This window comes from Streptosporangium sp. NBC_01810 (genome assembly GCF_035917355.1).
Taxonomy (GTDB): domain Bacteria; phylum Actinomycetota; class Actinomycetes; order Streptosporangiales; family Streptosporangiaceae; genus Streptosporangium.
This window is the reverse complement of the sequence record NZ_CP109070.1, coordinates 4,374,903-4,398,131: the sequence shown is the minus strand read 5'-3', so window position 1 is coordinate 4,398,131 and position 23,229 is coordinate 4,374,903. Positions and strand designations below refer to the sequence as shown.

Annotated in this window: 22 protein-coding genes and 1 pseudogene; 15 read left to right on the top strand and 8 right to left on the bottom strand. The window is 68.4% G+C overall.

All coding sequences use genetic code 11. The features are described 5' to 3' along the window. The first annotated feature begins 65 nt into the window (after window positions 1–65). The 4 genes from OIE13_RS19010 (at window position 66) to OIE13_RS18995 (ending at window position 4,377) form a co-directional block, all read left to right on the top strand. Window positions 66–1,628 carry a S1C family serine protease gene (locus OIE13_RS19010; RefSeq protein WP_326828471.1) on the top strand — a complete coding sequence of 521 codons (1,563 nt, stop codon included), beginning with the start codon at window positions 66–68 and terminating at the stop codon, window positions 1,626–1,628. Continuing rightward, a complete protein-coding gene (locus OIE13_RS19005) occupies window positions 1,628–3,175 on the top strand; it encodes a serine/threonine-protein kinase (RefSeq protein ID WP_326637934.1) in 1,548 nt (515 codons plus the stop codon). The genes OIE13_RS19010 and OIE13_RS19005 overlap by 1 nt, the downstream gene beginning before the upstream one ends. An 87-nt stretch (window positions 3,176–3,262) precedes the next feature. Further along, complete coding sequence (locus OIE13_RS19000) at window positions 3,263–3,718, top strand: hypothetical protein (RefSeq protein WP_326637936.1); 456 nt, start codon at window positions 3,263–3,265, stop codon at window positions 3,716–3,718. Continuing rightward, window positions 3,715–4,377, top strand: a complete 663-nt coding sequence (locus OIE13_RS18995; protein ID WP_326637938.1) for a response regulator transcription factor — start codon at window positions 3,715–3,717, stop codon at window positions 4,375–4,377. The genes OIE13_RS19000 and OIE13_RS18995 overlap by 4 nt, the downstream gene beginning before the upstream one ends. Here the strand turns inward: OIE13_RS18995 and OIE13_RS18990 are convergent. Further along, window positions 4,317–5,021 carry a hypothetical protein gene (locus OIE13_RS18990; RefSeq protein ID WP_326637940.1) on the bottom strand — a complete coding sequence of 235 codons (705 nt, stop codon included), beginning with the start codon at window positions 5,019–5,021 and terminating at the stop codon, window positions 4,317–4,319. The two genes, OIE13_RS18995 and OIE13_RS18990, sit on opposite strands and share 61 nt — an antisense overlap. Before the next feature lie 206 nt (window positions 5,022–5,227). On the opposite strand from OIE13_RS18990, the gene gdhA reads away from it, so the two are divergent. Further along, window positions 5,228–6,571: an NADP-specific glutamate dehydrogenase gene (gdhA, locus tag OIE13_RS18985; RefSeq protein ID WP_326647018.1), complete on the top strand. Its 1,344-nt coding sequence runs from the start codon at window positions 5,228–5,230 to the stop codon at window positions 6,569–6,571. A 236-nt stretch (window positions 6,572–6,807) separates the two neighbouring features. Here the strand turns inward: gdhA and OIE13_RS18980 are convergent, their stop codons facing one another. From OIE13_RS18980 to OIE13_RS36745, 3 genes and pseudogenes are all read right to left on the bottom strand, one after another. Further along, window positions 6,808–7,428, bottom strand: a complete 621-nt coding sequence (locus tag OIE13_RS18980; protein WP_326828470.1) for a hypothetical protein — start codon at window positions 7,426–7,428, stop codon at window positions 6,808–6,810. Window positions 7,429–8,174: 746 nt separating this feature from the next. Then, window positions 8,175–8,357: a hypothetical protein gene (locus tag OIE13_RS18975; protein WP_326828469.1), complete on the bottom strand. Its 183-nt coding sequence runs from the start codon at window positions 8,355–8,357 to the stop codon at window positions 8,175–8,177. A gap of 19 nt (window positions 8,358–8,376) precedes the next feature. Further along, window positions 8,377–8,640 (bottom strand): annotated as a pseudogene (locus tag OIE13_RS36745) (ATP-binding protein); the annotation flags it as partial. A 137-nt stretch (window positions 8,641–8,777) separates the two neighbouring features. Here OIE13_RS36745 and OIE13_RS18970 point away from each other — a divergent pair. From OIE13_RS18970 to trpS, 8 genes are all read left to right on the top strand, one after another. Then, the gene (locus OIE13_RS18970; RefSeq protein ID WP_326637945.1) at window positions 8,778–9,509 is read left to right on the top strand and encodes a helix-turn-helix domain-containing protein; all 732 of its coding nucleotides are present in this window, start codon (window positions 8,778–8,780) and stop codon (window positions 9,507–9,509) included. 25 nt (window positions 9,510–9,534) lie between these two features. After that, the gene (locus OIE13_RS18965) at window positions 9,535–9,738 is read left to right on the top strand and encodes a DUF397 domain-containing protein (protein ID WP_326637947.1); all 204 of its coding nucleotides are present in this window, start codon (window positions 9,535–9,537) and stop codon (window positions 9,736–9,738) included. Between the two features lie 19 nt (window positions 9,739–9,757). After that, window positions 9,758–10,024, top strand: a complete 267-nt coding sequence (locus OIE13_RS18960) for a DUF397 domain-containing protein (RefSeq protein WP_326637948.1) — start codon at window positions 9,758–9,760, stop codon at window positions 10,022–10,024. Window positions 10,025–10,748: 724 nt separating this feature from the next. Continuing rightward, window positions 10,749–10,844, top strand: coding sequence for a DUF397 domain-containing protein (locus OIE13_RS18955; protein WP_326637950.1), 96 nt, complete (start codon window positions 10,749–10,751; stop codon window positions 10,842–10,844). A gap of 431 nt (window positions 10,845–11,275) precedes the next feature. Next, entirely contained in the window at window positions 11,276–13,354 is a 2,079-nt protein-coding gene (locus OIE13_RS18950; RefSeq protein WP_326828468.1) for a DUF6421 family protein, read from the top strand. Then, a complete protein-coding gene (locus OIE13_RS18945; RefSeq protein ID WP_326637954.1) occupies window positions 13,351–13,992 on the top strand; it encodes an SDR family NAD(P)-dependent oxidoreductase in 642 nt (213 codons plus the stop codon). The genes OIE13_RS18950 and OIE13_RS18945 overlap by 4 nt, the downstream gene beginning before the upstream one ends. Before the next feature lie 230 nt (window positions 13,993–14,222). Next, window positions 14,223–15,299 (top strand): threonine aldolase family protein, encoded by a 1,077-nt coding sequence (locus OIE13_RS18940; protein WP_326637956.1) that lies wholly within the window; start codon window positions 14,223–14,225, stop codon window positions 15,297–15,299. A gap of 341 nt (window positions 15,300–15,640) precedes the next feature. Next, window positions 15,641–16,606 carry a tryptophan--tRNA ligase gene (trpS, locus tag OIE13_RS18935; protein ID WP_326637957.1) on the top strand — a complete coding sequence of 322 codons (966 nt, stop codon included), beginning with the start codon at window positions 15,641–15,643 and terminating at the stop codon, window positions 16,604–16,606. Between the two features lie 176 nt (window positions 16,607–16,782). On the opposite strand, the gene OIE13_RS18930 is transcribed toward trpS, so the two are convergent. Next, window positions 16,783–17,082, bottom strand: a complete 300-nt coding sequence (locus OIE13_RS18930; protein WP_326637959.1) for a DUF3467 domain-containing protein — start codon at window positions 17,080–17,082, stop codon at window positions 16,783–16,785. A 74-nt stretch (window positions 17,083–17,156) separates the two neighbouring features. Further along, window positions 17,157–17,807, bottom strand: coding sequence for a DUF305 domain-containing protein (locus OIE13_RS18925; protein ID WP_326828467.1), 651 nt, complete (start codon window positions 17,805–17,807; stop codon window positions 17,157–17,159). 122 nt (window positions 17,808–17,929) lie between these two features. Here OIE13_RS18925 and OIE13_RS18920 point away from each other — a divergent pair, with 122 nt between their 5' ends. Continuing rightward, window positions 17,930–18,631: a DUF3105 domain-containing protein gene (locus OIE13_RS18920; protein WP_326637962.1), complete on the top strand. Its 702-nt coding sequence runs from the start codon at window positions 17,930–17,932 to the stop codon at window positions 18,629–18,631. Window positions 18,632–18,722: 91 nt separating this feature from the next. Here OIE13_RS18920 and ald read toward each other — a convergent pair whose 3' ends face one another. After that, window positions 18,723–19,841, bottom strand: a complete 1,119-nt coding sequence (gene ald / locus OIE13_RS18915) for an alanine dehydrogenase (protein ID WP_326637963.1) — start codon at window positions 19,839–19,841, stop codon at window positions 18,723–18,725. Between the two features lie 807 nt (window positions 19,842–20,648). Here ald and OIE13_RS18910 point away from each other — a divergent pair. Beyond that, the gene (locus OIE13_RS18910) at window positions 20,649–21,770 is read left to right on the top strand and encodes an excalibur calcium-binding domain-containing protein (protein WP_326637964.1); all 1,122 of its coding nucleotides are present in this window, start codon (window positions 20,649–20,651) and stop codon (window positions 21,768–21,770) included. 32 nt (window positions 21,771–21,802) lie between these two features. Here OIE13_RS18910 and OIE13_RS18905 read toward each other — a convergent pair whose 3' ends face one another. After that, the gene (locus OIE13_RS18905; RefSeq protein WP_326637965.1) at window positions 21,803–23,179 is read right to left on the bottom strand and encodes an NCS2 family permease; all 1,377 of its coding nucleotides are present in this window, start codon (window positions 23,177–23,179) and stop codon (window positions 21,803–21,805) included. Between the last annotated feature and the right edge of the window lie 50 nt (window positions 23,180–23,229).

Below are 23,229 nucleotides of genomic sequence, written 5' to 3'. Positions count from 1 at the left end.
GCTTGAGCGGTTCACTTATTCACTCTGGTTTGCGACCCTTGTCCTATCTCCTGTAGGGAGTGGCGATGCGGCGGTTCGGTTCGGCGCTGGCAGTGTTCGGAGGCCTCCTGTTGGCGGTCGCCGGGGTGGCACCTGCCCTGGCTCACGAGCACCCCAGCGGGATCACCGACCTGGTGACCCCCGCGGTGGTCAGGATCGAGGCCACGGCACGCATCGACATCACGCTCCTGGACCACCTCGGCGAACTGATCCACGTGGAGCGTTCCTACGAGGTGCCGATCGGCAGCGGCACCGGAACCGTGATCAACCCCGACGGGGGCATGGTCACCCTCACCCAGGTGATCAAGAGCGACCGCGACGTCCGGATCTACGCCGCCAACAAGATCTTCGCCGAGCACCACAAGGTCAAGATCCCCGTGGACTTCGAGCGGCACAAGCTCAAGGACGACCGGCTCAACCATCACCTGCAGGAGTGCTACCCGCCCAAGCGGCCCACCGCCACCTGCATCGTGGACGTCACCCCGGAGATCAAGGTCTTCCCCAACATCTCCCCCGCCGACAAGGAGGGGTTCAGGGCCGAGATCGTCCGCCTCGGTGACAAGCCCGACAGCCCGGCGGTGCTGAGGCCCGTCGGCCGCGCCGACGGGAGCGCGGGCCTGCCCACCGCCCCGCTCGCCGCCGAGGTACCCGCCAAGGACGGCTCGCCGGTGGCGGTCGCCGGATTCACCGGGCGGCCCGCCGCGAACCTGCCGGAGACCGTCGACATCGCCCACCTGCGGGCGGGCGGCGCCGGTGAGGGTGGCAGGCAGTTCAAGGACCCGGAGAAAAAGGTCAACGAGCCGGAGAAGCTGGGCGCCCTTGTCGACAGGGGGCTGCTCGGCGGCCCGGTGATCGAGGACAAGAAGGGCGAGGTCGTCGGCCTGCTGCTCGGTGGAGGCAAGGACGCCCGGATGATCGGCATCCGCGAGGTCGCCAAGGCCCTGGCCGAGGCGGACGTCGCGCCCGCCCGCGGCACGATCGACGCCGCCTTCGAGCAGGCGCTGACCCGCTTCCACACCCACTACTACGGTGACGCCGTCCCCGCCTTCCAGCGGGTGCTGGACCTCTACCCCGGCCACACCGTGGCCGCCGCGCACCTGAAGACGTCCCAGGCCAAGCGCGGCACCGCCGAGGACAAGGGCGCCAAGACGGCGGCCGCCTCCACGGACACGCCCGGGGGCGTACCCCTGTGGCCGTTCCTCGTCGCCGGCGGCCTGCTGGTGCTGGTCGTGCTGGCCGCCGCGGTCCTGCTCTGGCGCCGTAGACTCTCCGGCCCCGAACCGGAACCGGAGCCGGGCCCGGTCGCCGAGACCCTGCCCCCCACCCTGAGACCACCGCCCATGCAGGCGCGATCGGTCTTCGAGGAGCAGGCCGACTCCACGATCGTGGTCGGCCGCTCCTTCCCGGCGCTGCCCAAGGTCTCCTCGACCTCGCCCGGCCAGCCGGTGCTGGTGGCGCGCGGTCCCGGTACGAAACCGGATTCCACCGTCGGCGAGGCCGCGATGCAGAAGTACTGCACGGGCTGCGGGATGCGGCTGGGCCCCGCCCACAGCTTCTGCGGCTACTGCGGCCAGCCGACCAAGACGTGATGTCCGTGAACGACAGGGCGCTGATCGGCCGGGAGGTGGCCGGCTACCAGATCGAGGACATCATCGGCAAGGGTGGCATGGCCGTGGTCTACCTCGCGCTCGACCCCAGGCTCAACCGCCGGGTGGCACTGAAGATCCTCAACCCGCTCCTCGGTGAGGACGACCGGTTCCGCCAGCGCTTCGTGCTGGAGTCGCGCACCGTCGCGAGCATCGACCATCCCAACATCATCCCGATCTACGAGGCCGACACCGCCGACGACGGCACCCTCTACATCGCGATGCGCTACGTCAACGGCCCCGACCTGCGCAAGCTCTTCTACGACCGGGGCCCTATGCCGGTCAGCCAGGTCAACCGCATCTTCGCCCAGGTGGCCGCCGCGCTCGACACCGCGCACGCCCACGACCTGGTCCACCGCGACGTCAAGCCGGCCAACATCCTGATCGCCGCCCACACCGAGGGCGACCACGCCTACCTCACCGACTTCGGCATCACCAAGCACCGCACCTCGATCTCTGGGCTGACCCAGACCAACCAGTTCATCGGCACCCCCCGCTACATGTCGCCCGAGCAGATCAACAAGGAGCACATCGACGGCCGCTGCGACCAGTACGGTCTGGCCTGCGTGGTCTACGAGGCACTGGCCGGGAGGCTGCCCTTCCAGCGCGACAACGAGATCGCCCTGCTCTGGGCGCACCTCGCCGAGACCCCCACCCCACTCACCACGCTCCGCCCCGAGCTGCCGCTCGAGGTCGACGGCGTCATGACGCGGGCCCTGGCCAAGTCGCCCGAGCAGCGCTACGAGACCTGCGGCCGGTTCGTCGCCGCGCTGCGTGACGCGATCAGTGGTGCCGACCGGTCGTACCAGCTCACCGAGGCTCCCCCCGCCGCACCGACGGTGCCCACGAGGCGGCGAGAGCCGAGCAGGTCCGGATCAGGTGGGAAGGGCATCCTCATCGGCGCGGCCGTGGCGATCACGGCGATCGTCGCGCTGGTGGCGATGCTCGCGATGTTCCTGCGCGGTGGCGACACCTGGGTGGCGTCCAAGGGTTCGGCCGCGGTGCCGGTCGCCTTCCAGTATCCCGGCGCCTGGACCCTGCAACCGCACGCCGACGTGTTCGTGGTGGTCTCGCCGAGAGTGGAGCAGTTCCGGGCGCTGTTCGCCACGCCCGTCACCGCCGACTGGGCGACCGTGAACGAGATCATCAAGGACGATCCCCAGGACGCCGTCGGCCTTTACGCGCAGACGCTCGACACGCTCGACCCGCGCAGCGGCGCCAAGCAGCTGCAGGAGACCATGCAGTCCTCGCTTCCCGGCACGGTCAGCGTCTTCTCCCAGGTCGTCCAGGTAAGCGTGGGCGGGCAGTCGGCCGTACGGCTGCAGGGGACGATCGCCGATCCGCAGCGCGGCGGCCAGCTCGAATTCACCGGCTGGGTCGTCGAGCGGCCGAGTGAGCCGGCCCTCATCATCTATTTCTGCGCGCCCGGCAGGTGCGACGACGCGACCGCCAATCGATTCGTGCGGAGCGTCTCATTCCCGGTGTTCTGATCCGTTGACTTGTGGTCCACTTGCGATCGGCTTGTTCGGGCGTTTTGTCCTATGGGCAAGACGGTCACCAAGCTTTAGTCTCCCCGCATGGTGGTTCTCTTCTCCCCCCTTCGGAGCCTGCGTGCGGTGCCGAAGTCCGGCCTGCTGATCGGTGCCGCGATCATCGCCCTCGGCACGCTGGAGGCGTTCACCGTCGCCACCGAGTACGGCGCGACCGAGACGCCCGAGCTGTGGTGGGGCGGCCAGGCGCTCGTCATCGGCCTCGCCCTGCACGCCTATGCCACTCGCGCACGCCACCTGGCCGAGCACGAGCGTCTGGAACGTGACAGGAAACGCGAGGCCGCCGAGGCCGTCGAGGTCGCCGTGAGGGAAGGAGCCCGCATCGCTCGCGAGCCGCGCGATGTGGTCGCCCACGACTTCCGGCCCACGCGTCCCTGCCGATCTCGCCGGAGGTACCGGCCGGTGAGCCGATCGCATGAGCCGGTTGACGGACGGAACCATGAACGAGGCGCCGAGCCGCCTGGCAAGAAGGAGAAGAAGTGAGCATCCGCATCGTGATCGCCGACGACCAGGCGATGGTCCGCGCCGGGCTGAAGCTCGTCGTGGAGAGTGAACCAGGCATGGAGGTGGTCGGTGAGGCCCCCGACGGGGTCGAGGCCATCGCCGTGGTCCGCCGCACCAAACCCGACATCGTGCTGATGGACATCTCGATGCCCCGCATGGACGGCCTCACCGCCGCCAGGAAGCTCATGGACCAGCCGGAACCGCCGAAGATCGTCATGCTGACCACCTTCGACACCGACGAGAACCTCTACGCCGCGCTCCGCACCGGGACCAGCGGGTTCCTGCTCAAGGTCTCGCCACCGGAGCAGCTGGTGGACGCCATCCGCGTCGTCATCGCCGGGGACGCCCTGCTCGACCCGGCCGTCACCACCCGCGTCATCGCCTCCTTCGCGGGCCGTCATGATCCCGCGCCCCCGCCGCAGCTGGCCGACCTCACCCCGCGCGAGCTGGAGGTACTGCGCTCCCTGGCCCGCGGCCTGACCAACGCCGAGATCGCGGGAAAGCTCTTCGTCGGTGAGGCCACGGTCAAGACCCATGTGGCGCGGGTGCTGATGAAGCTCCATCTGCGGGACCGCGCTCAGGCGGTGGTGTTCGCGTACGAGTCGGGCGTGGTGCGGCCGGGGGCGGCGGTCGGGTAGTAGGAGATCCACTCCTCGCGGCTCATCCGGATCATCTTGACGCCGAGCCAGCCCAGCGCGACCGCGGGGGCGGCCCACATCGGGACGGTCACCGGACCGTACGGGACCAGCAGCGAGGCACCGTAGCCGACGCCGACGACGAGTGGCACCCACCAGTGCGCGAATCCCGCACGCCAGACGCCGATCAGCAGGACGGGCAGGCCGAAGATGGCGAAGAACAGCCAGGGCATCTGGAACCCGACGACGACGCCGGGCAGGCCCATTATCTCGTCGAGGATCCGCTGCGCCTGCTCAGGAGTGTTCCGCTGCCCGAGCCACCACTCCACCGGGTCGGTCAGCAGCAGGCCCGACAGGTTGATGTAGCCGAGGACGGTGAGCGAGCCGACGATGTGGCCGAAGACCACCGCGCGGCGGCGCATCACGTGCAGCAGGCTGAGGGCCACCAGGGCCATCAGCAGGTAGGCCCAGTGGTACATCACCGACTGGACCTGGGCGAGGGCGGGATTTTCCCCGAAACTGACCGCCTCACGCTCGTCACCCCAGGTGCCGGGGTCGAGGATGACAGCGACGGCCTGGAGTAGTGGGGCGACGATCAGCAGTACACCCGAGGCGATGCGCCGGAAATCGGCCGAGTCCTTGAACATGGTTCTTCCTGCCTTTGCGGGGGCCGTGGCGGCCTTTTAACCAGGAAGGTAGGCGGTGGGTCCCCGCCGGGTCGTCCGTCGCCGGGCTGATCCGGGGTCCCTCTCGCGGGGTAAGAAGTTCTCACCGCAGGCCGGTGAAAGGTGTGAGAAGTGCGTCTCGTAAGGTCTGGACCACAGTGTGTGGTCGGCGATCAGAAAGATAAATGATGTTGCACGAAAAACTGGACTCGATCTACGACAGTGTCCTGCGCCGCAACCCGGGTGAGATCGAGTTCCACCAGGCTGTTCGTGAGGTGTTGGAGAGCATAGGGCCGGTCCTCGGTAAGCATCCCGAGTATGCCGAATCCAAGATCATTGAGCGGATCTGCGAGCCGGAGCGGCAGATCATCTTCCGGGTGCCGTGGGAGGACGACCAGGGTGAGGTCCACATCAACCGTGGATTCCGGGTTGAGTTCAACAGCGCGCTCGGGCCCTACAAGGGTGGACTGCGCTTCCACCCCTCGGTGTACCTGGGCATTGTCAAGTTCCTCGGCTTTGAGCAGATCTTCAAGAACGGACTGACCGGCCTGCCGATCGGCGGGGGCAAGGGTGGCTCGGACTTCGACCCGAAGGGCCGCTCCCAGCGCGAGATCATGCGCTTCTGCCAGAGCTTCATGACCGAGCTCTACCGGCACATCGGTGAGTACACCGACGTCCCGGCCGGGGACATCGGCGTCGGCCAGCGCGAGGTCGGCTACCTGTTCGGCCAGTACAAGCGCATCACCAACCGGTACGAGTCCGCGGTGATCACCGGAAAGGGGCTCAGCTACGGCGGCGCCCAGGTCCGCACCGAGGCGACCGGTTACGGCTGCGCGTTCTTCGTCGACGAGATGCTGAAGGCACGCGGCACCTCCTTCGAGGGCAAACGCGTCATCGTGTCCGGCTCGGGCAACGTCGCCGTCTACACGATCGAGAAGGTGCAGCAGCTCGGCGGCAAGGTGATCGCCTGTTCCGACTCCTCGGGGTACGTCGTCGACGAGAAGGGCATCGACCTCGACCTGCTCAAGCAGGTCAAGCAGGTCGAGCACCTCCGGATGGACGCCTACGCCAAGCGCCACGGCGGCAACGTGTCCTTCGTGGCGGGGCGGAGCATCTGGGAGCTGCCGTGCGAGGTGGCGATGCCGTCGGCCACCCAGAACGAGATCACCGGCAAGGACGCCGAGTCGCTGGTGCGCGGCGGGTGCATCGCGGTCGGCGAGGGCGCCAACATGCCCACCACGCCGGAGGGCATCCGGATCTTCCAGGAGGCGGGTGTCGCCTTCGGGCCCGGCAAGGCCGCCAACGCGGGCGGTGTGGCCACCAGCGCGCTGGAGATGCAGCAGAACGCCAGCCGTGACTCGTGGACCTTCGAGTTCTCCGAGCGCCGCCTCCAGGAGATCATGAAGGACATCCACGGCCGCTGCCTGGAGACCGCCAGGGAGTACGGCATGCCGGGCAACTACGTGGCCGGCGCCAACATCGACGGCTTCAAGCGCGTCGCCGACGCGATGCTCTCCCTCGGCCTGATCTGAGGTCTGATCCGAGTCCCGATCTGAGTCCCGATCTGAGGTTTGATCTGAGGTCTGATCCGGGCCTGACCTGAGTTGTCTGCCGTGACCGCCAAAGGCGTCGGTCATTGGCACACCTCCGGCCTTCCATCCTCCGGCCTTCCTAACCGGACGCCGCTCCCATCGCGGCCCCAGACGCCGAGCCCGCTGCCTCCGCTGTCACCCGCGAGGGCCTCTCGGACTCGGGGGCGGTAGCGCTCTCAGCTCGCGCCGGGAACGGTGACGTTCTTCTCCTTGAAGCCGAAGCCGTTCTGTGTCGCCTTCTGCTGTAGGTCGGTGAAGGCGTTCTTACTGGCGTTGAGGTCGGCCTCGGTGGCGGTGCCGTTCTTCAGCTTGGAGGTCAGCCTGTCGAAGCTGGCGGTGACCGTTGTGACGCCCTTGCACAACGTCGGGTTGGCCAGGGCGAAACGCTTGGCGACCTTCAGCTCGTGAACGGCGAAGAGACCGGCCACGGCCGCCTTCACGAAGGTCCGCTTCCGCTTCTCCGCTCCAGTCTTGAAGCCCCCGCTCCGCAGCGGTTTGTAGATGTAGCGGTAGAAAGCCCCGAGCGCGAGGCCCGCGTGCAGCGCGAAGCGGGTCTTGGCGAACCTCTTGACGTTGCCGGTGGCCGGGCAGTCGTTCGAGGGATACTCCTGGTCGGCCTCCGCGCCCTGCGGAGCGCCTTCGGCGGCCGGTGGAACGGCGGCGGGTGGTGCGGTCGTGGCCACCACGGCTTCGGGCTTCAGGGTGGTCGGCCTGTCACCGCCGCAGCCACCCACCAAGGTCACGGCCAGCAGCGCCGCTGCCGGGACGGCAAGGGATCGGGTACTCCGTGCAAGCATTTTCCCCCCCGGAGAACTTCGCGGTGTCGCGATTCGCACCTTTCCTCCCGGTTCTACCCTTTGTGATGGGTTCGATACTTTACGTGAGTCTGGAGTCTGGTGGCCGTCTGAGGCACCCCGAGGAGGCCGGAGCCGATCATTCCTGTGTCGATCGGTGTCAGTGCCCCCGGGCACTCCGGAGACGGGCCTGCCCGATCTCGAAGCGCAGCTGAATGATCTCCACATCACGAGCGTGAATGTGCTCAAGGGGCCGGGGCCGTGCCTTTCGCCACGGGTGGGGCCGCGGGCGGGGTCGGGGACGAGGCCGAATGTGACGTACGCGGGGAAGGGTGACGGGGCGGCTTCGGTGCGCGACCCGCTAATCGGTCGCGTGCCGCGGAAAACGTCGATCAACGGTGCGGGCACTCTGAAAGGCGGTCCCGGAATCCGTATCCGTCGTGATCCGGCGCCCGGGTGATTCGCGTCGTCGTTCCAATGCGCTTTCCGGGCCGGTGAACGCGAAGATGTCATCGATGCGTCAGGACGGTGCCCCGGTGGTCATCGGCGGGGGCGGCCACCCTCTTTTGAGAAAGTACGGTGGGGTGCGCATCCGATCCGGTCGCCGGGTGTTCTCCTGCCATCCGTTTCCTGGCCGAACCAGCCTTTCCTGGCTCGGTGCAGGAACGCGTCCCAGGCGTCGAAGCCGAGCAGGATGCCTGTCTGTCCCGGGGCGCTGATCCTGACCCCTTCGCGGGTGATGGTCACGATCACTCGCATGGAGGTGCCTGGTCGATCGCGCACCACACGGTACGGCCGAGATCTCCCCGGTCGTGAACTCCCCAGCGCTGCCGGGAGATCTCATCGACGATGTCGAGGCCGCGCCCGGACTCCCCGTCGGCCGGTACGGTTCCGGGCGCCCGGGGCTGCCAGGAGCCGCCAGGAGCCGCCACCCGGGTCCAGGACCTCCAGGCAGAGGGAATCCGCCCGCCGGGTGAGCGCGAGCATTATCAGATCGTCGGGACGTCTCCGCTTGGCGTGCAGAATCGCGTTCGTCACCAATTCGGAAGTCGCCAGCCGCACGTTCTCGTACGCCGGATGGTCGGCACCGATCCATTCCCGGACATACCCGCGGGCCTTTGCCGCGGACGCGGGATCGATTTTGAGATACGCCTTCCCGAGGACCTCGGATTCGTCATCCGGATATTTCTGCCAGAAGCCACTCGCGGGATTCATTGTCACCTGCTCAGACGGCCGGGTTCCGAATATGTCTGTGCAGCATCGCATTACTGGGCTACAGTCAGTAGTCAAACAGATGCGGTTCGTATTCAACGGTTCTGGTGAAACCGTAGATGAAACCGAGGTGATGTCCCATGCCACAGGCCAAGGTGCTCGATCCCACCACGTCACCGGTCGCCTTCTTCGGCTTCGAGCTCCGCCGATACCGCCAGGAGGCAGGTCTGTCCCAGGAGAAGCTGGCCAAGCTGATCGGATACTCGCTGGGCACGGTCTCCATGGTCGAGACCGGCCGCCGCCCGCCGACCGAGGATTTCGTCAAGCGATGTGACGAAGCCCTGGGAGTTGGCGGGGCACTCATCCGCATCAAGGAGATGATCGACAACGTCGCAGCCCAACTACCGGCCTGGTTCCGGCCATGGGCTGAGATAGAGCAAGCCGCCGAGAGCCTGCGAACCTGGCAGCCACTTCTCGTGCCGGGGCTGCTCCAGACGGCTGACTACGCTCGGTCGATCTTCAGTGGCGGCCCTCGGGCCTCAGCGGAAAGTGTGGAGCGAGACCTGGCTGCCCGGCTGGACCGTCAGCTCATCCTGGAGCGGGAGGATCCGCCCATGCTCTGGGTTGTCCTCGACGAGGGGATTCTGAGCCGCCTCGTCGGGAGTAGGCCGACCATGGCGGGCCAACTCGATTACCTTCTTGAGATGGCGTGCCGACCACACGTCACGATTCAGATCCTTCCCTTCGAGGCATGCAGCACCACAGGTCTTTTAGTCAGGGCCACGTCAGCGATCGGCCCAATGAAGTGGCGGACATCACGATCAAATACGAGGCGATTAAGGCAGAAGCCCTCCCGCAGCGGACATCGCTAGGGCTGATCGCAGAGATGAGGGACCGGTGGATCAGGAATTGAGTGAGGCCGTGTGGGTGAAGTCGCCGTTCTCCGGCGACAACGGCGGTGAGTGCGTGGAGGTCGCGAAGTTGTCCGGTGGTCGGGTCGGTGTTCGTGACAGCAAGGATCAGTCGGGTCCGGCGCTGGTGTTCACCTCGGCCGAGTGGTCGGCGTTCACCCGCTGGGTCCGCACCGACGACACCGTCTAGTTCCACGACGATCCGCAGCATGTCAGGCCCCGGCACCCAGGTGCGGGGGCCTGTTCACCGACTGCCGCAGGAGACGAGGAAACCGGTGGACCACGAACTGAGTGAGGCCACGTGGGTGAAGTCGCCGTTCTCCGGTGGTAACGGCGGTGAGTGCGTGGAGGTCGCGAAGTTGTCCGGTGGCCGGGTCGGTGTCCGGGACAGCAAGGATCAGGCGGTCGCGTCCGCGCAGGTGGTGTACGAGTGTTTGAGATCGGTACCTGCGTCGCGCCTGGCTGATCGCCGTTGAAAAGCGCGGCGTCGTCCGTGGGGAAAAGCGCGGCGAGGGTGGTGGAGTGGTGTGGGGCCGCTCGTCGGTGTCGCGTCGTGCGGGGTGGAAGGTCAAAAGCGCGGCGAGGGTGGTGGAGTGGTTGGGGGCCGCTCACCGGTGTCGCGTCGTGCGGGGTGGTGGCGGGCGTTGGCGGGTGTGGGTGACCGGGGGCGGGCCGGTGGAGCCTTCGGGAGGGGGCAAAGCGGGTCATGGCGGGCGTGGAGGCGGGGCCGTGGTGGTGACGATCGGGGATTTTCCATGATCTGGGTGAGTTGGCACGCTGGGGGCGTGCGGATTCACCCCGATCATGGAAGGCGCCACTGCCGCCCCCCTGGGTGGGCCGCTTTTCGTGGTGGAAGGCCCGATTCGTCCCTACGCCCGGCCGAGGGCGACCCCCGACCGGACGCCCCGCGGACCTTCGTACCCCGCACGGCGTGAGCCCCGCACGGCGAGAGCCCCGCACGAGGCGGCGGCGAGGAGCGGCCCCGGAATCCTGCCGCACCGCGGCGGACCTGTACCGATGGGCGGTCTTGGGCCATTCCACCACCCTCGGCGCGCTTTTGACCTTCCATCCCGCACGAGGCGACACCGGTGAGCGGCCCCCAACCACTCCACCACCCTCGCCGCGCTTTTCACCACGGACGACGCCGCGCTTTTCCACCGTGACCGGCTTACCGGATTCGGATGCTCGTACACCACATCCGTGGACGCGACCGATCAGGCGGGTCCGGCGCTGGTGTTCACCCCGGCCGAGTGGTCGGCGTTCACCCACTGGGTCCGCACCGACGACACCATTTAGCAGGGCCCCTTCCGTGTTGCCGGTGGCCGGATCCGCCGGTCCCGCCGCGCCCGTGTGAGCGACCGCGTCGGCGCCTCGGGCTGGAGCCTGTCGCCCCATGTTTCTCAGTCATGCCCGCCGTTCTCCACCCGGCCGGGTGGTTCTGCCGTCGGCCCCAACCTGTCTCTCAGGGGCTCGCAAGGGCGGGTTCCTAGCGTCCGTCTCGTAAGAGCGATCGTCGGGGACGAGCTTTGCGGGAGCGGGACGCGTGGACATGAGGTTGTTACTGGGCTCGACGGGCCGGAAGGGCCCGCTCGGACCGAGGTGAGGGCTGACTCCGCCCCCGCGAGGTCCCGACCTTCCAGAAAGCCCCATCCGTAAGAGATTCGTCAAAAAGGGGATGGATTGTGTATATTTTCCGTTGTTAGCTCTTGCTTGAAGGAGGATTTATCGTGAAGGCTCTTCCGCGGGTACTGTTCGACGAGGCTCACAGCGAGTCGTGGACCATCCGGCGGGACGTGGCCGAGACGATGAATCCCGGCCATCCCGACGACAGCGGCTACGCGCGCGCCGCGCGGCTGCTGCGCAGGCTGGGGCACACCGTGGACGCGCACACCGAGGGCCCGCTCACCCCGGCCCTGCTGAGCGTGCGGGACGTGCTGGTGATCGCGCACCCCTCCGCCGAGCGCTGGGAGCGGACCACCGGGCTGGGCAGCCCCGTTCTGCCGGTCGAGGAGCTGGACGCGATCGAGGAGTACGTCGCGGGCGGCGGTGGGCTGGTCGTGCTGGCCGAGTACGAGCAGGAGAAGTACGGCAGCAACCTCACCGAGCTGCTCGCGCGCTTCGGCGTCGGCGTCGAGCACACGCTTGTCCACGATCCGCAGAACGCGCACAACGGTGTGGCCGCCTGGGTCATGGGCGCCCCCCGGAACGTCGACGTCGCGGGGCAGGACCTACTGGCCGGGGTGCGAAGCGCCTGCTTCTACCGGGCCGGAGTGCTCACCGCCCCCGAGGACGCGGCGGTGCTGTTCGAGACCTCGCCCACCGCGACCCCCGCGGGCCGCCCGCTGGCGGTGGCCGTACGGCACGGCGAGGGCCGCGTGGTGGTCGTCGCCGATTCCGACCTGTTCGGCGACGACTCGATCGGCGACTACGACCACGCCGTGCTCTGGGGCAACCTCGTCACCTGGGTCGCCCGCGTTCCCTCCCCGGCGGCGACCAGGGAGTCCGAGGCCCGAGCCCTCTTCGAGGACCTGAAGCGGGCCGTCGAGGAGCTTCGGCCGATGCAGGCCAAGGACGGCTCGATCGAGGCCGGGGGCGACCACGAGCGGGCCGCAGAGCTGGTCGCCGAGATCGCCCGGCACGTCGAGCGGCTCGCGCCGCGCTTCCCGCACGACGCCGCCTACCTGGCCGCCGTGGTCGCCGACCTGTACAAGTGGGCGGACCAGGGCCTGGGCGTGCCCGACTTCCTCGACTCGCTGGACGCCTTCCACCCCGACGCCCAGAGGGTGAACGGGCTGGAGCATCTCGTGCTCTTCCCGATGTACACCCAGAACGGCACCACCTTCCGGCACATCGAGGCCGTGTGGATCCGGACGATCTGGCCCGAGTGGCTGGCCGAGCTGGAGCGGACCCGCTACGACAACCCGATGTTCGTGCCGATCGCCTTCGAGGACTTCACCTCCGGCTACGACACCAACTCCGCGGTGCTCTTCCCGGAGACCGTCGCGGTCCGCCAGACCCCGGCCCGCTTCACCTGGGGCGGCATCTTCGCCGACCGTGAGGCCGCCAGGTTCCGCGCGGTGAGCGGGGCGGCGGCGGACATGCTCAAGCTGGCGCTGCCGCCGGACGCGGCCAGGCTGATCGCCTCGCAGGAGCTGGCCCAGGACACCTTCGTGCTCTGGGACCTGATCCACGACCGCACGCACAGCCACGGCGACCTGCCGTTCGACCCGTTCATGATCAAGCAGCGGATGCCGTACTGGCTGTACTCCCTGGAGGAGCTCCGCTGCGACCTGACCGCGTTCGGCGAGGCGGTGAAGCTGGAGAAGGAGGGCGTGCCGCACGCCCGCTACGTCCAGCTCGCGGTGCTCTTCGACAGGCTGTTCCGCTTCCCGATCACCGGTGACCGGGTCCGTAACTACGACGGCCTGGGCGGGCAGCTGCTCTTCGCGTACCTGCACCGCAACGACATCGTCAGGTGGACCGACAACCGGCTGAGCGTCGACTGGGACCGGCTCGCCGACGGCGTGGCCGACCTGCGGGGTGAGGTCGAGAAGCTCTACCGGGACGGCATCGACCGCTCCAAGCTCGCCCACTGGCTGGCCGCCCACCAGCTGGTCGCCACCTACGTCGAGCCGCACCCCGCCTCGGTCTGGGCCCGCGGGGTGGAGGCCCTCCCGGTGGAGGGGTTCCCCAAGGCCGTGGTCGACGCGGTGCTGTCCGACGAGTTCCCGCTGAGCATGTTCTACGAGGCCCTGCGTCGTAAGCTCACAGATGTCATCGACTCCACGAAGGGCATCCGAGCATGATCATTCTCGTCGCCGGTGCGGCCGGCCCCGCCGGTCAGGCCGTCGTCCGCAGGTTCACCGGACAGGGCCACACCGTGATCGGTGTCGACAGGAGCGGTGCCGACGGAACCCTGGCGGTCGACCTGCTCGATTTCGACGCCGTCAAGGAGCTCGCGCGGGACGTGGCGGCCGAGCACGGTCACCTGGACGGGATCGTGCACCTGGTCGGCGGCTGGCGCGGGTCCAAGACCTTCGCCGAGACGTCGCTGGACGACTGGGCGCTCCTGCACGATCTGCTGATCCGCACCCTGCAGCACGTCACACTGGCTTTCGAACCGCTGCTCAAGGCCAGTGAGCGTGGCCGGTTCGCCATCGTCTCGGCCAAGACGGCCGCGCACCCGGGTCAGGGTGACGCGGTGTACGGCACGGCCAAGGCCGCCTCCGAGGCGTGGACCCTGGCCTTCGCCGACGCGCTGAAGGACACCGACTCCACCGCGAACATCCTGGTCGTCAAGGCACTCGTGCACGACGGCATGCGCGCGGCCGCCCCGGAGCGGAGGTTCCCCGGCTTCACGGACGTCGACGACCTCGCCGAGGCGATCGACAGGCTGTGGGAGAGCGACGCCAACGGCACCCGGATCGACCTCACCGCAGGGTGAAACGGCCGTGAACCGGCCGCCGGGGCCGGTACGGCGGTCGCTGGGACCGGTACAGGCAGCTGCCTGGGCTGGTGCGGCGGTCGCTGGGACCGGTACGGCGGTCGCCGGGACTGATACGGCGGCTGCCTGGGCCGGTAGGGCGGTCGCCGGGATCGGTACGGCGGCCACGAAGAAGTAAGGCGACGCCCGGCCGTGAGGCGGCCGGGCGCCGAGCAAGGGGGAAAGACCACGTGACGGACGCCATCCGCAGGCACGACCCGCTGGTGAAGGGCTTCGCCAGCGACAACTACGCCGGGGTACACCCGGAGATCCTCCAGGCGATCGCGCTCGCCAACGGGGGCCACCAGACCGCGTACGGCGACGACGTCTACACCGAGGCGCTGCAGGAGATCTTCAAAAGGCACTTCGGCCCCACGGCCGAGGCCTGGCCGATGTTCAACGGCACCGGTGCCAACGTGGTCGCGCTCCGCTCGATGACCGCCCACTGGGAGGCGGTGGTCTGCGCGGAGTCGGCGCACATCCATACCGACGAGGGCGGCGCCCCCGAGCGGTCGGCGGGGCTCAAGCTGCTGCCGGTCGCCACCCCCGACGGAAAGCTCACGCCCGAGCTGATCGACAGGCAGGCGTGGGGCTTCGGCGACGAGCACCGGGCCCAGCCCAGGGTCGTGTCGATCACGCAGACCACCGAGCTGGGCACGCTCTACACGCCGGAGGAGATCAGGGCGGTCTGCGAGCACGCCCACGATCTCGGCATGGTCGTCCACCTCGACGGCGCCCGTGCCACCAACGCCGCCGCCGCGCTGGACGTACCGCTGCGCGCGTTCACCACCGACGCGGGCGTGGACGTGCTCTCCTTCGGCGGTACCAAGGCCGGCCTGATGTTCGGCGAGGCGGTCGTGGTGCTCAACCCCGGCGCGGTCCGGGGCCTGCGCTACCTGCGCAAGAGCGCCATGCAGCTCGCCTCCAAGATGCGGTTCGTCTCGGTGCAGTTCGAGGCGCTGCTGGCGGGTGATCTGTGGCTGCGCAACGCCCGCAGCGCCAACGCCATGGCCCAGCGGCTCGCCGAGGCGGTGCGGGACGTGCCCGGCGTGGAGATCCCGCGCCCCGTGCAGGCCAACGCGGTCTTCGCGATCCTGCCCAGGGACGTGACCGAGCGCCTGCAGAAGCGCTTCCGGTTCTACACCTGGAACGAGGCCACCGGCGAGGTCCGCTGGATGACCGCGTTTGACACCACCGAGGCCGACGTGGACGCGTTCGCCGCCGCCGTGGCGCAGGAACTGGGCATGGTCCCGCGAATCCTGCCGTAGTAGGAACTGGGCATGGTCCCGCGAATCCTGCCGTAGTAGGAACTGGGCATGGTCCCGCGAATCCTGCCGTAGTAGGAACTGGGCATGGTCCCGCGAATCCTGCCGTAGTAGGAACTGGGCATGGTCCCGCGAATCCTGCCGTAGCAGGCGAGAGAACCGAGGGGCAGTGTCTATACTCGCCGGTATGAGCAAGCACGGTTTGGGTCTGTGGCGGGCCGCTGAGAGGCGGATCCGCTAGCCAGTCCCGACTGTGCACAGAAACGGCCGCCGTTCACCGGCGGTCGTTCTTGCTTTTCCCGCACGGCCGGTGCGCGACGGTCCCTCTTCCACAAGGAGTGACCATGACAAAGCGCGTCTTCACCGCTTTCAAACCGACCGGCCACCTCACGCTGGGCAACCTGCTTGGCGCGATCATGCCCGCCGTGCGGCTCCAGGACGAGGCCGACTGCGTCTACGCCGTCGCGGACCTGCACGCCCTGACGATCAAGCATGACCCGGAGCGGCTCCGCGTCCGCACCCGCGAGGCGGCGACCCTGCTGCTCGCCTGCGGTATGGACCGCTCTCTGGTCTACATCCAGTCGCAGGTGCCCGCGCACACGGAGCTGGCCTATCTGCTGGAGAGTACCGCCTACTTCGGCGAGATGCGGCGAATGATCCAGTTCAAGGAGAAATCGGCCAGCCAGGAGGAGGTGCGGCTCTCGCTGCTCACCTATCCCGCGCTGATGGCCGCCGACATCCTGTTGCACCAGGTGGACGTGGTACCCGTGGGGGAGGACCAGCGCCAGCACGTGGAGCTGACCAGGGACCTGGCCCTGCGGTTCAACCGCCTGTACGGCGAGGTCTTCACGGTGCCCGAGGCGGTGCACCAGCGGGTAGCCGCCAGGGTCATGGACCTGAGCGATCCCACCTCGAAGATGGGCAAGTCGGACGGCTCGGCTGCGGGAACCGTCTATCTGCTCGACCCTCCCGCCGACATCCGGCGCAAGGTCATGCGGGCGGTGACCGACTCGGGCACCGAGGTCCGCCACGACCCGGTGGACAAGCCCGGCGTCTCCAACCTGCTCACCCTGCTCGCCGCCTGCTCGGACCGGCCGATCGAGTCGCTCTCGTACGGATCGTACGGCGCGCTCAAACGGGACACGGCCGAGGCGGTGGTGGAGATGCTGCGGCCTGTCCAGGAGCGCTACGCCGAACTCTCGGCGGACCAGGCCGAGCTGTCGCGGCTCCTGGCGGACGGGGCGGCGCTGGCCACCCGGCGCACCGCCGGCCTGCTGGCCGGGGCCCGGCAGGCCATCGGCCTGCCATGAAGGCGGCCTGAAGCCGGGTTTCGCTTGCTGAGTTCGGAGCCTGCTGAGTTCGGAGCCTGCTGAGTTCGGAGCCTGCTGAGTTCGAGGACGGCCAGGCCGCGTCCCAGGTTCCGGCGAGCGGGACTCCCGGGGCTCGGGACGCGCCGGACCGGATCCGCCACACCGGCGGGCCGGGCTCAGTTCTTCTGACCCGTCTCGTGCTCGTACGCGGTCAGCTGCTGTTCGAGGGCCTTCATCAGCTCGAAGACCTGGCTAGGCGGGATGCGTATCCGGCTGACGATCCGGGTCGGCACGCTCACGAAGTGCTGCCCCGAGGAGGGGTCGTTGGCCAGCTGGGGTGGTCTGGTGATCACCGCGAAGTCCAGGACGAACCCATCCTGGGTGTGCCACACGGAGGCGAAGTTGGCGTACTGCCCCATTTCTACCTCTGCGGAGATGCTCACCTCCAGGCGGTTCTCCGGCTCGTCGTTCACCATTCTCTTTCCTCCGGCCAGGTTGGCTCCATGCTGCCCTGGCCGGAGACCGGCCGCACAGGGACGCGCCGACGCTATTAAAGGATGGAAGGCAGCCGCTGGGCGCCGCGCTGCCGCAACATATCGGTCATCAACTCGATCTCACCTGTCTGACCGTTGACGATGTGCTGCGCCATGGTGGCCACCTCGTCGCGGTCGGACAGTTTTAGCAGCCCCCGGCCCATCTGCACGCCGCCCTCGTGATGGCGGATCATGAGCTGCAGGAAGAGGATCTCCTGGTCCTTGCCTGTGGCCTCGTGGAGCCTTTTGAGCTCGTCGCCGGTGGCCATACCGGGCATCGCCGCGGACGCGCCCGGCGTTACAGAGTGGCCGCCGTGACCGGCCATCCACGCCATGACCGGCCGTTCGGTCGCCTGGTTCAACCCCCACTGCTGCAACCAGCCGGTGAAGATGCCGCGCTGGGCCGTCTGGGTGACGATGATGTCATAGGCCAGCCGCCGGAGCGCCTCGTCCTTGCTCCCGTCCCTGGCGACGAAGGACATCTCGACGGCCTGGGCATGGTGGACGGACATGTCGCGGGCGAATCCCGCCTCCGACGAGGCGTCGGTCGGGGTCGCCGTCCTGCCCACGACGAACAGCAGCGTGGCCGCCACGATCAGGCAGCCGAGCAGGATGCCGAGCGCCACGCCGCGCCTGGTCTTTGCGCTGTCTTTAATCGGAGTTTCCATTGCCTGCCCAGCGTACCCACTGCTGCGAATCGTCGCTCTATCACGTGTTATGAGCCCTTTATTCTCCACATACGCCGGTAGGGCATAGGGTGACCCGGAGTTGTTTGCTGGCTGGAGGGTTGATGACCAAGGAAAAGGCGCAGGCGAGGCGGGAGCACCTCGCCCGGATGCGTGCGGAGCAGCAGCGCAAGGAGCGCAGAACGGCATTCCTGATGTGGGGTGCCGGAGGCCTCGTCATCGTTCTGCTCGTCGGGCTCGTCGCCTTCTACATGGTCAACGAGCGGGCCGTGACCTCGCTGGACAACGTCACCAGCGCGAAGTACGTCGGCAGCCAGCACACCCAGACCAAGGTGGTGTACAAGGAGAGCCCTCCGCTCGGTGGTGAGCACAACCCGGCCTGGCAGAACTGCGGTATCTACGACCAGCCGATCAACAACGAGACCGCCGTCCACTCCATGGAGCACGGCGCCGTGTGGATCACCTACCGGCCCGACCTGCCCAAGGCCGAGCTGGACACGCTGAAGGACCTGGCCTCCAAGGACTACATGTTGCTGAGCCCGTACCCGGAGCTGCCCTCCAAGGTCGTGGCCAGCTCCTGGAACAAGCAGCTCAAGCTGGACAGTGTGGAAGACCCGCGCCTGCCCAAGTTCATCACCAAGTACAAGAACGGCCCGGATACCCCCGAGCTCGGCGCCTCCTGCAGCGGCGGGGTGGGCACCACCGCCGCCGAGACGCCCATCCCGGCGACCGCGCCGTCCACGGCGCCCAGCCAGAGCGCCCCGGCCACCGACGCCCCGGTACCCAGCAGCACCCCGGCGCCCTGACCAGATCCTGATCCAGGCCCGCGACCTAGGCCCGCGATTCAGGCCCGTGACCTAGGCCCGTGACCTAGGCCCGCGATCCCAGGCCCGCGACCTAGGCCCGCAACGCCCATTCCAGGGGCACCGCCTCCAGCCCGTGAGCCTCGGCCACGGGCCGGCTGGTCAGGTGCCCCTCGTGCGTGTTCAGGCCCAGGGCCAGCGCGGGGTCGCCCAGCAGGGCCTCCCGCCAGCCCAGGTCGGCGATCGCGAGGGCGTAGGGGACCGTCACGTTGGTCAGGGCGTACGTCGAGGTGTGCGGGACCGCTCCCGGCATGTTGGCCACGCAGTAGAACACCGAGCCGTGCACCCGGTACGTCGGACGGTCATGTGTGGTGGGCCGGGAGTCCTCGAAGCAGCCGCCCTGGTCGATGGAGATGTCCACCAGGACCGAGCCGGGCCTCATCCGCGAGACCAGATCGTTGTCGACCAGTTTGGGAGCTCTCGCACCCGCGATCAGCACCGCGCCGATGACCAGGTCCGCGTCCAGCACCGCCCGTTCGATCTCGTACGCGGTGGAGGCGACGGTCCTGCAGTGGCCCCTGTAGATCATGTCCGCCTGGCGGAGTTTGTCGATGTCACGGTCCAGCAGCAGCACCTCCGCCTGCATGCCCAGTGCGATGACCGCGGCGTTCATACCGGAGACTCCGGCGCCGATCACGACCACGCTGGCCGCGTGCACGCCCGAAACCCCGCCCATCAGCACACCTCGCCCACCGCCCTGGCGCATCAGGTGGTAGGCGCCCACCTGCGGGGCGAGCCGTCCGGCCACCTCGGACATGGGGGCCAGCAGAGGCAGGAAGCCGTTCGCGTTCTGCACCGTCTCGTAGGCGATGCCGGTGATCCCCGATTCGAGCATGGCCCGGGTGCAGGCCGCCGACGCGGCCAGGTGCAGGTAGGTGAAGAGCACCTGGCCCTTGCGCATCCGGTGGTACTCCTCGGGAACAGGCTCCTTGACCTTCAGCACCAGGTCGCCCTCGGCCCACACGTCGTCCGCGGAGTCCAGGATGGTCGCGCCCACGCATTGGAAGTCGGTGTCGGGAATGGCGGACCCCACCCCGGCGTCCTTCTCCACGAAGACCTCATGACCGTGCCGGATGAACTCGTGGACTCCGGCGGGAGTCAGGGCCACCCGGTACTCATGGTTCTTGACCTCGCTGGGAACAGAGATCTTCACGGCTCCTCCAGGGTGGGCGCGTGTCCTCTTCTTCACGTTGCGTTCCCCGAAAGGGAGCAATCACGCGCAAGGTGGCAGGAACGGGGCAGCACCGGTGGCATTCAGTCAGCGGTCGTCGACGCTCGACCCATCAGTATACATCCTGACTTGCGGGGTTACCGGCTCCCCGCGCTGATCGGTAGGCTCGCCGCGAACAGCTGCGAGGAATACGGGGATATGACGATGGGGATGCACGCGGGGCCGGGTGGGCCGCCCGTACCGCAGGGACCTCCGGCCGGGCCTGACGAGCCCGCTGGCGCGCCATGGGGACCCTCATCCTCCTACGACGCCTTCACACCGTCTGAGCGCGGTGACGCTTTTACGCCGTCTGAGCGCCGTGAAGCTTTCACGCCGCCCGAGCGCCCCGGTGCCTCGTCCGGACGCCACGCCCGTGGCCCCTGGGAACCGGGCGCCGAGCCCTCTGCCGAACCGGGCCCCGGAGGTCCTGGTGTCGGCGGTTCCGGTCCGGCCGATTCCGGCCCCGCTGCTTCAAGGCCCGGCGATCCCGGCTACGACGGTCCGGGATCCGGTGGTCCGGGATCCGGTGGTCCGGGATCCGGTGGTCCGGGATCCGGTGGTGATACGGGGTTCGCCGGTCCGGGTTTCGATGATCGCGGCCCGGGTGGCCCAGGTCCGGGCGGCCGGGGGCCGGGTGGTCAGGGGGGCCAGGGTCCCGGCAGCCAGGGGTCCGGCGGCCCTGGGGTGGGCGTGCCGGGGCCGGGCGGCCCCGGGATGAGCGTTCCGGGGGTGGGTGGGCCAGGAGCGGGCGTGCCGGAGGCCGGTGGCAGGCAGGCCGGAGGAGCGCCGAGCGGGGTGCCGGGGGTGCCCGGGGTGCCCGGGGTGCCCAGGGCGAGCCGGGTCACGACCGCGATCCTGGTGACCACCCTGGTCTTCGTCGTACTGATCACCGGCGTGCTCGGCACCATCGCGGTGCTCATGACCCGCAACCCCGACATGCCACTCGGCGCCAAGCCGCCCAGCCGGCTGGCGGTTCCCATCCACTTCGCCCCGGTGACCGAGGCGAAGGCCGGAGTCTGCACGCTTCCGGAGACCTACCCCGACGACCTTGGGCAGAACTGCTACGCGGTCGCCGCAGGGGTCACCGTGAACGCCGTGCGGAAGATCGAGACGATCCAGGAGAAGAACGGCACCTACTCGGTCAGGATCGCGTTCGCGCCTGCCTTCCGCGAGCAGATCAACGACCTGACCGAGGAGTTGGTCAAGGAGGGCGACCCGGTCAGGCAGCAGATCGCGATCATCGTGGGGGAGAAGGTGGTGGCGGCTCCCCGGGTCGCCCAGGCGATCACCGCCGACAGCCTGAGCATCGCCGGTTCCTTCACCAAGGAGCAGGCGGACGCGATGGTCGTCCGGCTGCTCGGCTCAAGTGGCACCGATACGGGATCGACCGCCGATCCTCAGCCGAACGACACGTCGGTCTTCACCCCACCGGCCGATCCGTCTACGGACTCGCAGCCCGGCCAGCCCGTGACCCCGCCGGCCAATGGCGCCCCGGACACCACGAATCCCACAGGAACGGGTCAGACGGTAACAAATCCGGCTGCCACCAACCCCAACACCACGAACCCAACAGGAACGGGTCAGACGGTAACAAATCCGGCTGCCACCAACCCCAACACCACGAACCCAACAGGAACGGGCCAAGCGGGAACTGGCCAGGCGGGAACGAACCCGACTGCCACCAACCCCAGCACCACGAACACCTCTCCGGCCACGTCAGGCGAGGGAAACCCCAACCCCAAGTACCGGACCTGCAAGGAGGCGAACGACAACGGATACGGCCCGTACCACAAGGGGATTCACCAGGAGTACGACTGGTACATCGACGGAGACAAGGACGGCATCGCCTGCGAGCTGAATGACAGGTCCTGAGAGCGGCTCCGCGCGATCCAGAGCGGGTCGTCTCAGAAGAACAGCGTTCCGATGCCGTCGACGCCGAAGTAGACCGCGAAGATCAGGCTGACCACCCAGAGCAGCCCCGGGAGCCTCCCCGCCCGGCCGAGTGCCGCCTGGATGACGGTGTAGGAGATCACGCCTGCGCCCACGCCGTTGGTGATGCTGTAGGTGAAAGGCATCAGCACGATCGTCAGGAACGCGGGGATCGCAATGGTCAGATCCTCCCAGGGCACCTTCCTGACCTGGGTCATCATCAGCGCGCCCACCAGGACCAGCGCGGGCGCGGCCGCGGCGGCGGGGACGACGGTGGCGACCGGTGTGAAGAGCAGGGTCAGCGAGAACAGGCCGCCGGTGACGATGGCCGCCAGGCCGGTCCTGGCCCCCTCTCCGACCCCGGCCGCCGACTCCACGAACACCGTGTTCGCCGAGGAACTCGTGAGACCCCCGATCGCCGCGGACACGCCGTCCACGGTGAGGATCGCCCCCAGCCGGGGCACCCGGCCCTGCTCGTCCACCAGGCCGGCCTCGTCGCTCACCCCGATGATGGTGCCCATCGCGTCGAAGAACCCCGACAGCACGAGCGTGAACAGCACGACGATGGCGGTGACCGCGCCGGCGCGGGCGAATCCGCCGAACAGGTCCACCTGGCCGACCAGCCCGAAGTCGGGTGCCCCGACCACCGCTTCCGGCATCTGGGGGACCACGACACCCCAGAGCTCCGGCGGGACGGTGGTGAACGTGTCGACCACGAGGGCGAGCACGGCGGTGACCACGATGCCGATCAGGATGGCGCCCCGGGTATTGCGCACGAAAAGGACGATCATCACCAGGAGCCCCAGGCAGAACAGCGCCACCGGCCAGCCCGTCAGGTGCCCGGTGGTACCGAGCTGGACCGGGGACCCCGTACCCCTGCCGACGAAACCCGCGTCCACCAGCCCGATCAGCGTGATGAACATGCCGATCCCCACGCTGATCGCGTGTTTCAGCGCCAGCGGGATGGAGTTCATGATGAGCTGTCGCAGCCCGGATACGGCCAGCAGCACGATCACCAGCCCCTCCAGCACCACCAGCCCCATCGCCTGGGCCCATGTCATGTGCGGCGCGGCCTGGTAGGCGACCACCGCGTTCAGCCCGAGCCCGGTCGCGACCCCGAGCGGTGCGTTGCCGATCACTCCCATGAGCAGCGTGCTCACCGCCGCCGCGAGGATCGTTGACGTGGTCAGCTGCGGGATGGACAGCTTGGCCCCCGTGACGTCCGTCGCCCCGCCCAGGATGATCGGGTTCAGCAGGATGACGTAGGCCATCGCCATGAATGTGGTTATCCCGCCACGGATCTCGCGGCCGACCGTCGTGCCCCTGGCCGAAAGCTCGAAGAAGCGATCCATGGATTCCCCTCCGGAGATGGAGGGGATGCGCGGTTCCTACCCGCTCAGGA

Coding starts and splice junctions, on each gene's coding strand:
- OIE13_RS19010 (WP_326828471.1), top strand. CDS start 66: ATGCGGCGGTTCGGTTCGGCGCTGGCAGTGTTCGGAGGCCTCCTGTTG.
- OIE13_RS19005 (WP_326637934.1), top strand. CDS start 1,628: ATGTCCGTGAACGACAGGGCGCTGATCGGCCGGGAGGTGGCCGGCTAC.
- OIE13_RS19000 (WP_326637936.1), top strand. CDS start 3,263: ATGGTGGTTCTCTTCTCCCCCCTTCGGAGCCTGCGTGCGGTGCCGAAG.
- OIE13_RS18990 (WP_326637940.1), bottom strand. CDS start 5,021: ATGTTCAAGGACTCGGCCGATTTCCGGCGCATCGCCTCGGGTGTACTG.
- gdhA (WP_326647018.1), top strand. CDS start 5,228: ATGTTGCACGAAAAACTGGACTCGATCTACGACAGTGTCCTGCGCCGC.
- OIE13_RS18980 (WP_326828470.1), bottom strand. CDS start 7,428: ATGCTTGCACGGAGTACCCGATCCCTTGCCGTCCCGGCAGCGGCGCTG.
- OIE13_RS18970 (WP_326637945.1), top strand. CDS start 8,778: ATGCCACAGGCCAAGGTGCTCGATCCCACCACGTCACCGGTCGCCTTC.
- OIE13_RS18960 (WP_326637948.1), top strand. CDS start 9,758: ATGTCAGGCCCCGGCACCCAGGTGCGGGGGCCTGTTCACCGACTGCCG.
- OIE13_RS18945 (WP_326637954.1), top strand. CDS start 13,351: ATGATCATTCTCGTCGCCGGTGCGGCCGGCCCCGCCGGTCAGGCCGTC.
- trpS (WP_326637957.1), top strand. CDS start 15,641: ATGACAAAGCGCGTCTTCACCGCTTTCAAACCGACCGGCCACCTCACG.
- OIE13_RS18930 (WP_326637959.1), bottom strand. CDS start 17,082: ATGGTGAACGACGAGCCGGAGAACCGCCTGGAGGTGAGCATCTCCGCA.
- OIE13_RS18925 (WP_326828467.1), bottom strand. CDS start 17,807: ATGGAAACTCCGATTAAAGACAGCGCAAAGACCAGGCGCGGCGTGGCG.
- OIE13_RS18920 (WP_326637962.1), top strand. CDS start 17,930: ATGACCAAGGAAAAGGCGCAGGCGAGGCGGGAGCACCTCGCCCGGATG.
- OIE13_RS18905 (WP_326637965.1), bottom strand. CDS start 23,179: ATGGATCGCTTCTTCGAGCTTTCGGCCAGGGGCACGACGGTCGGCCGC.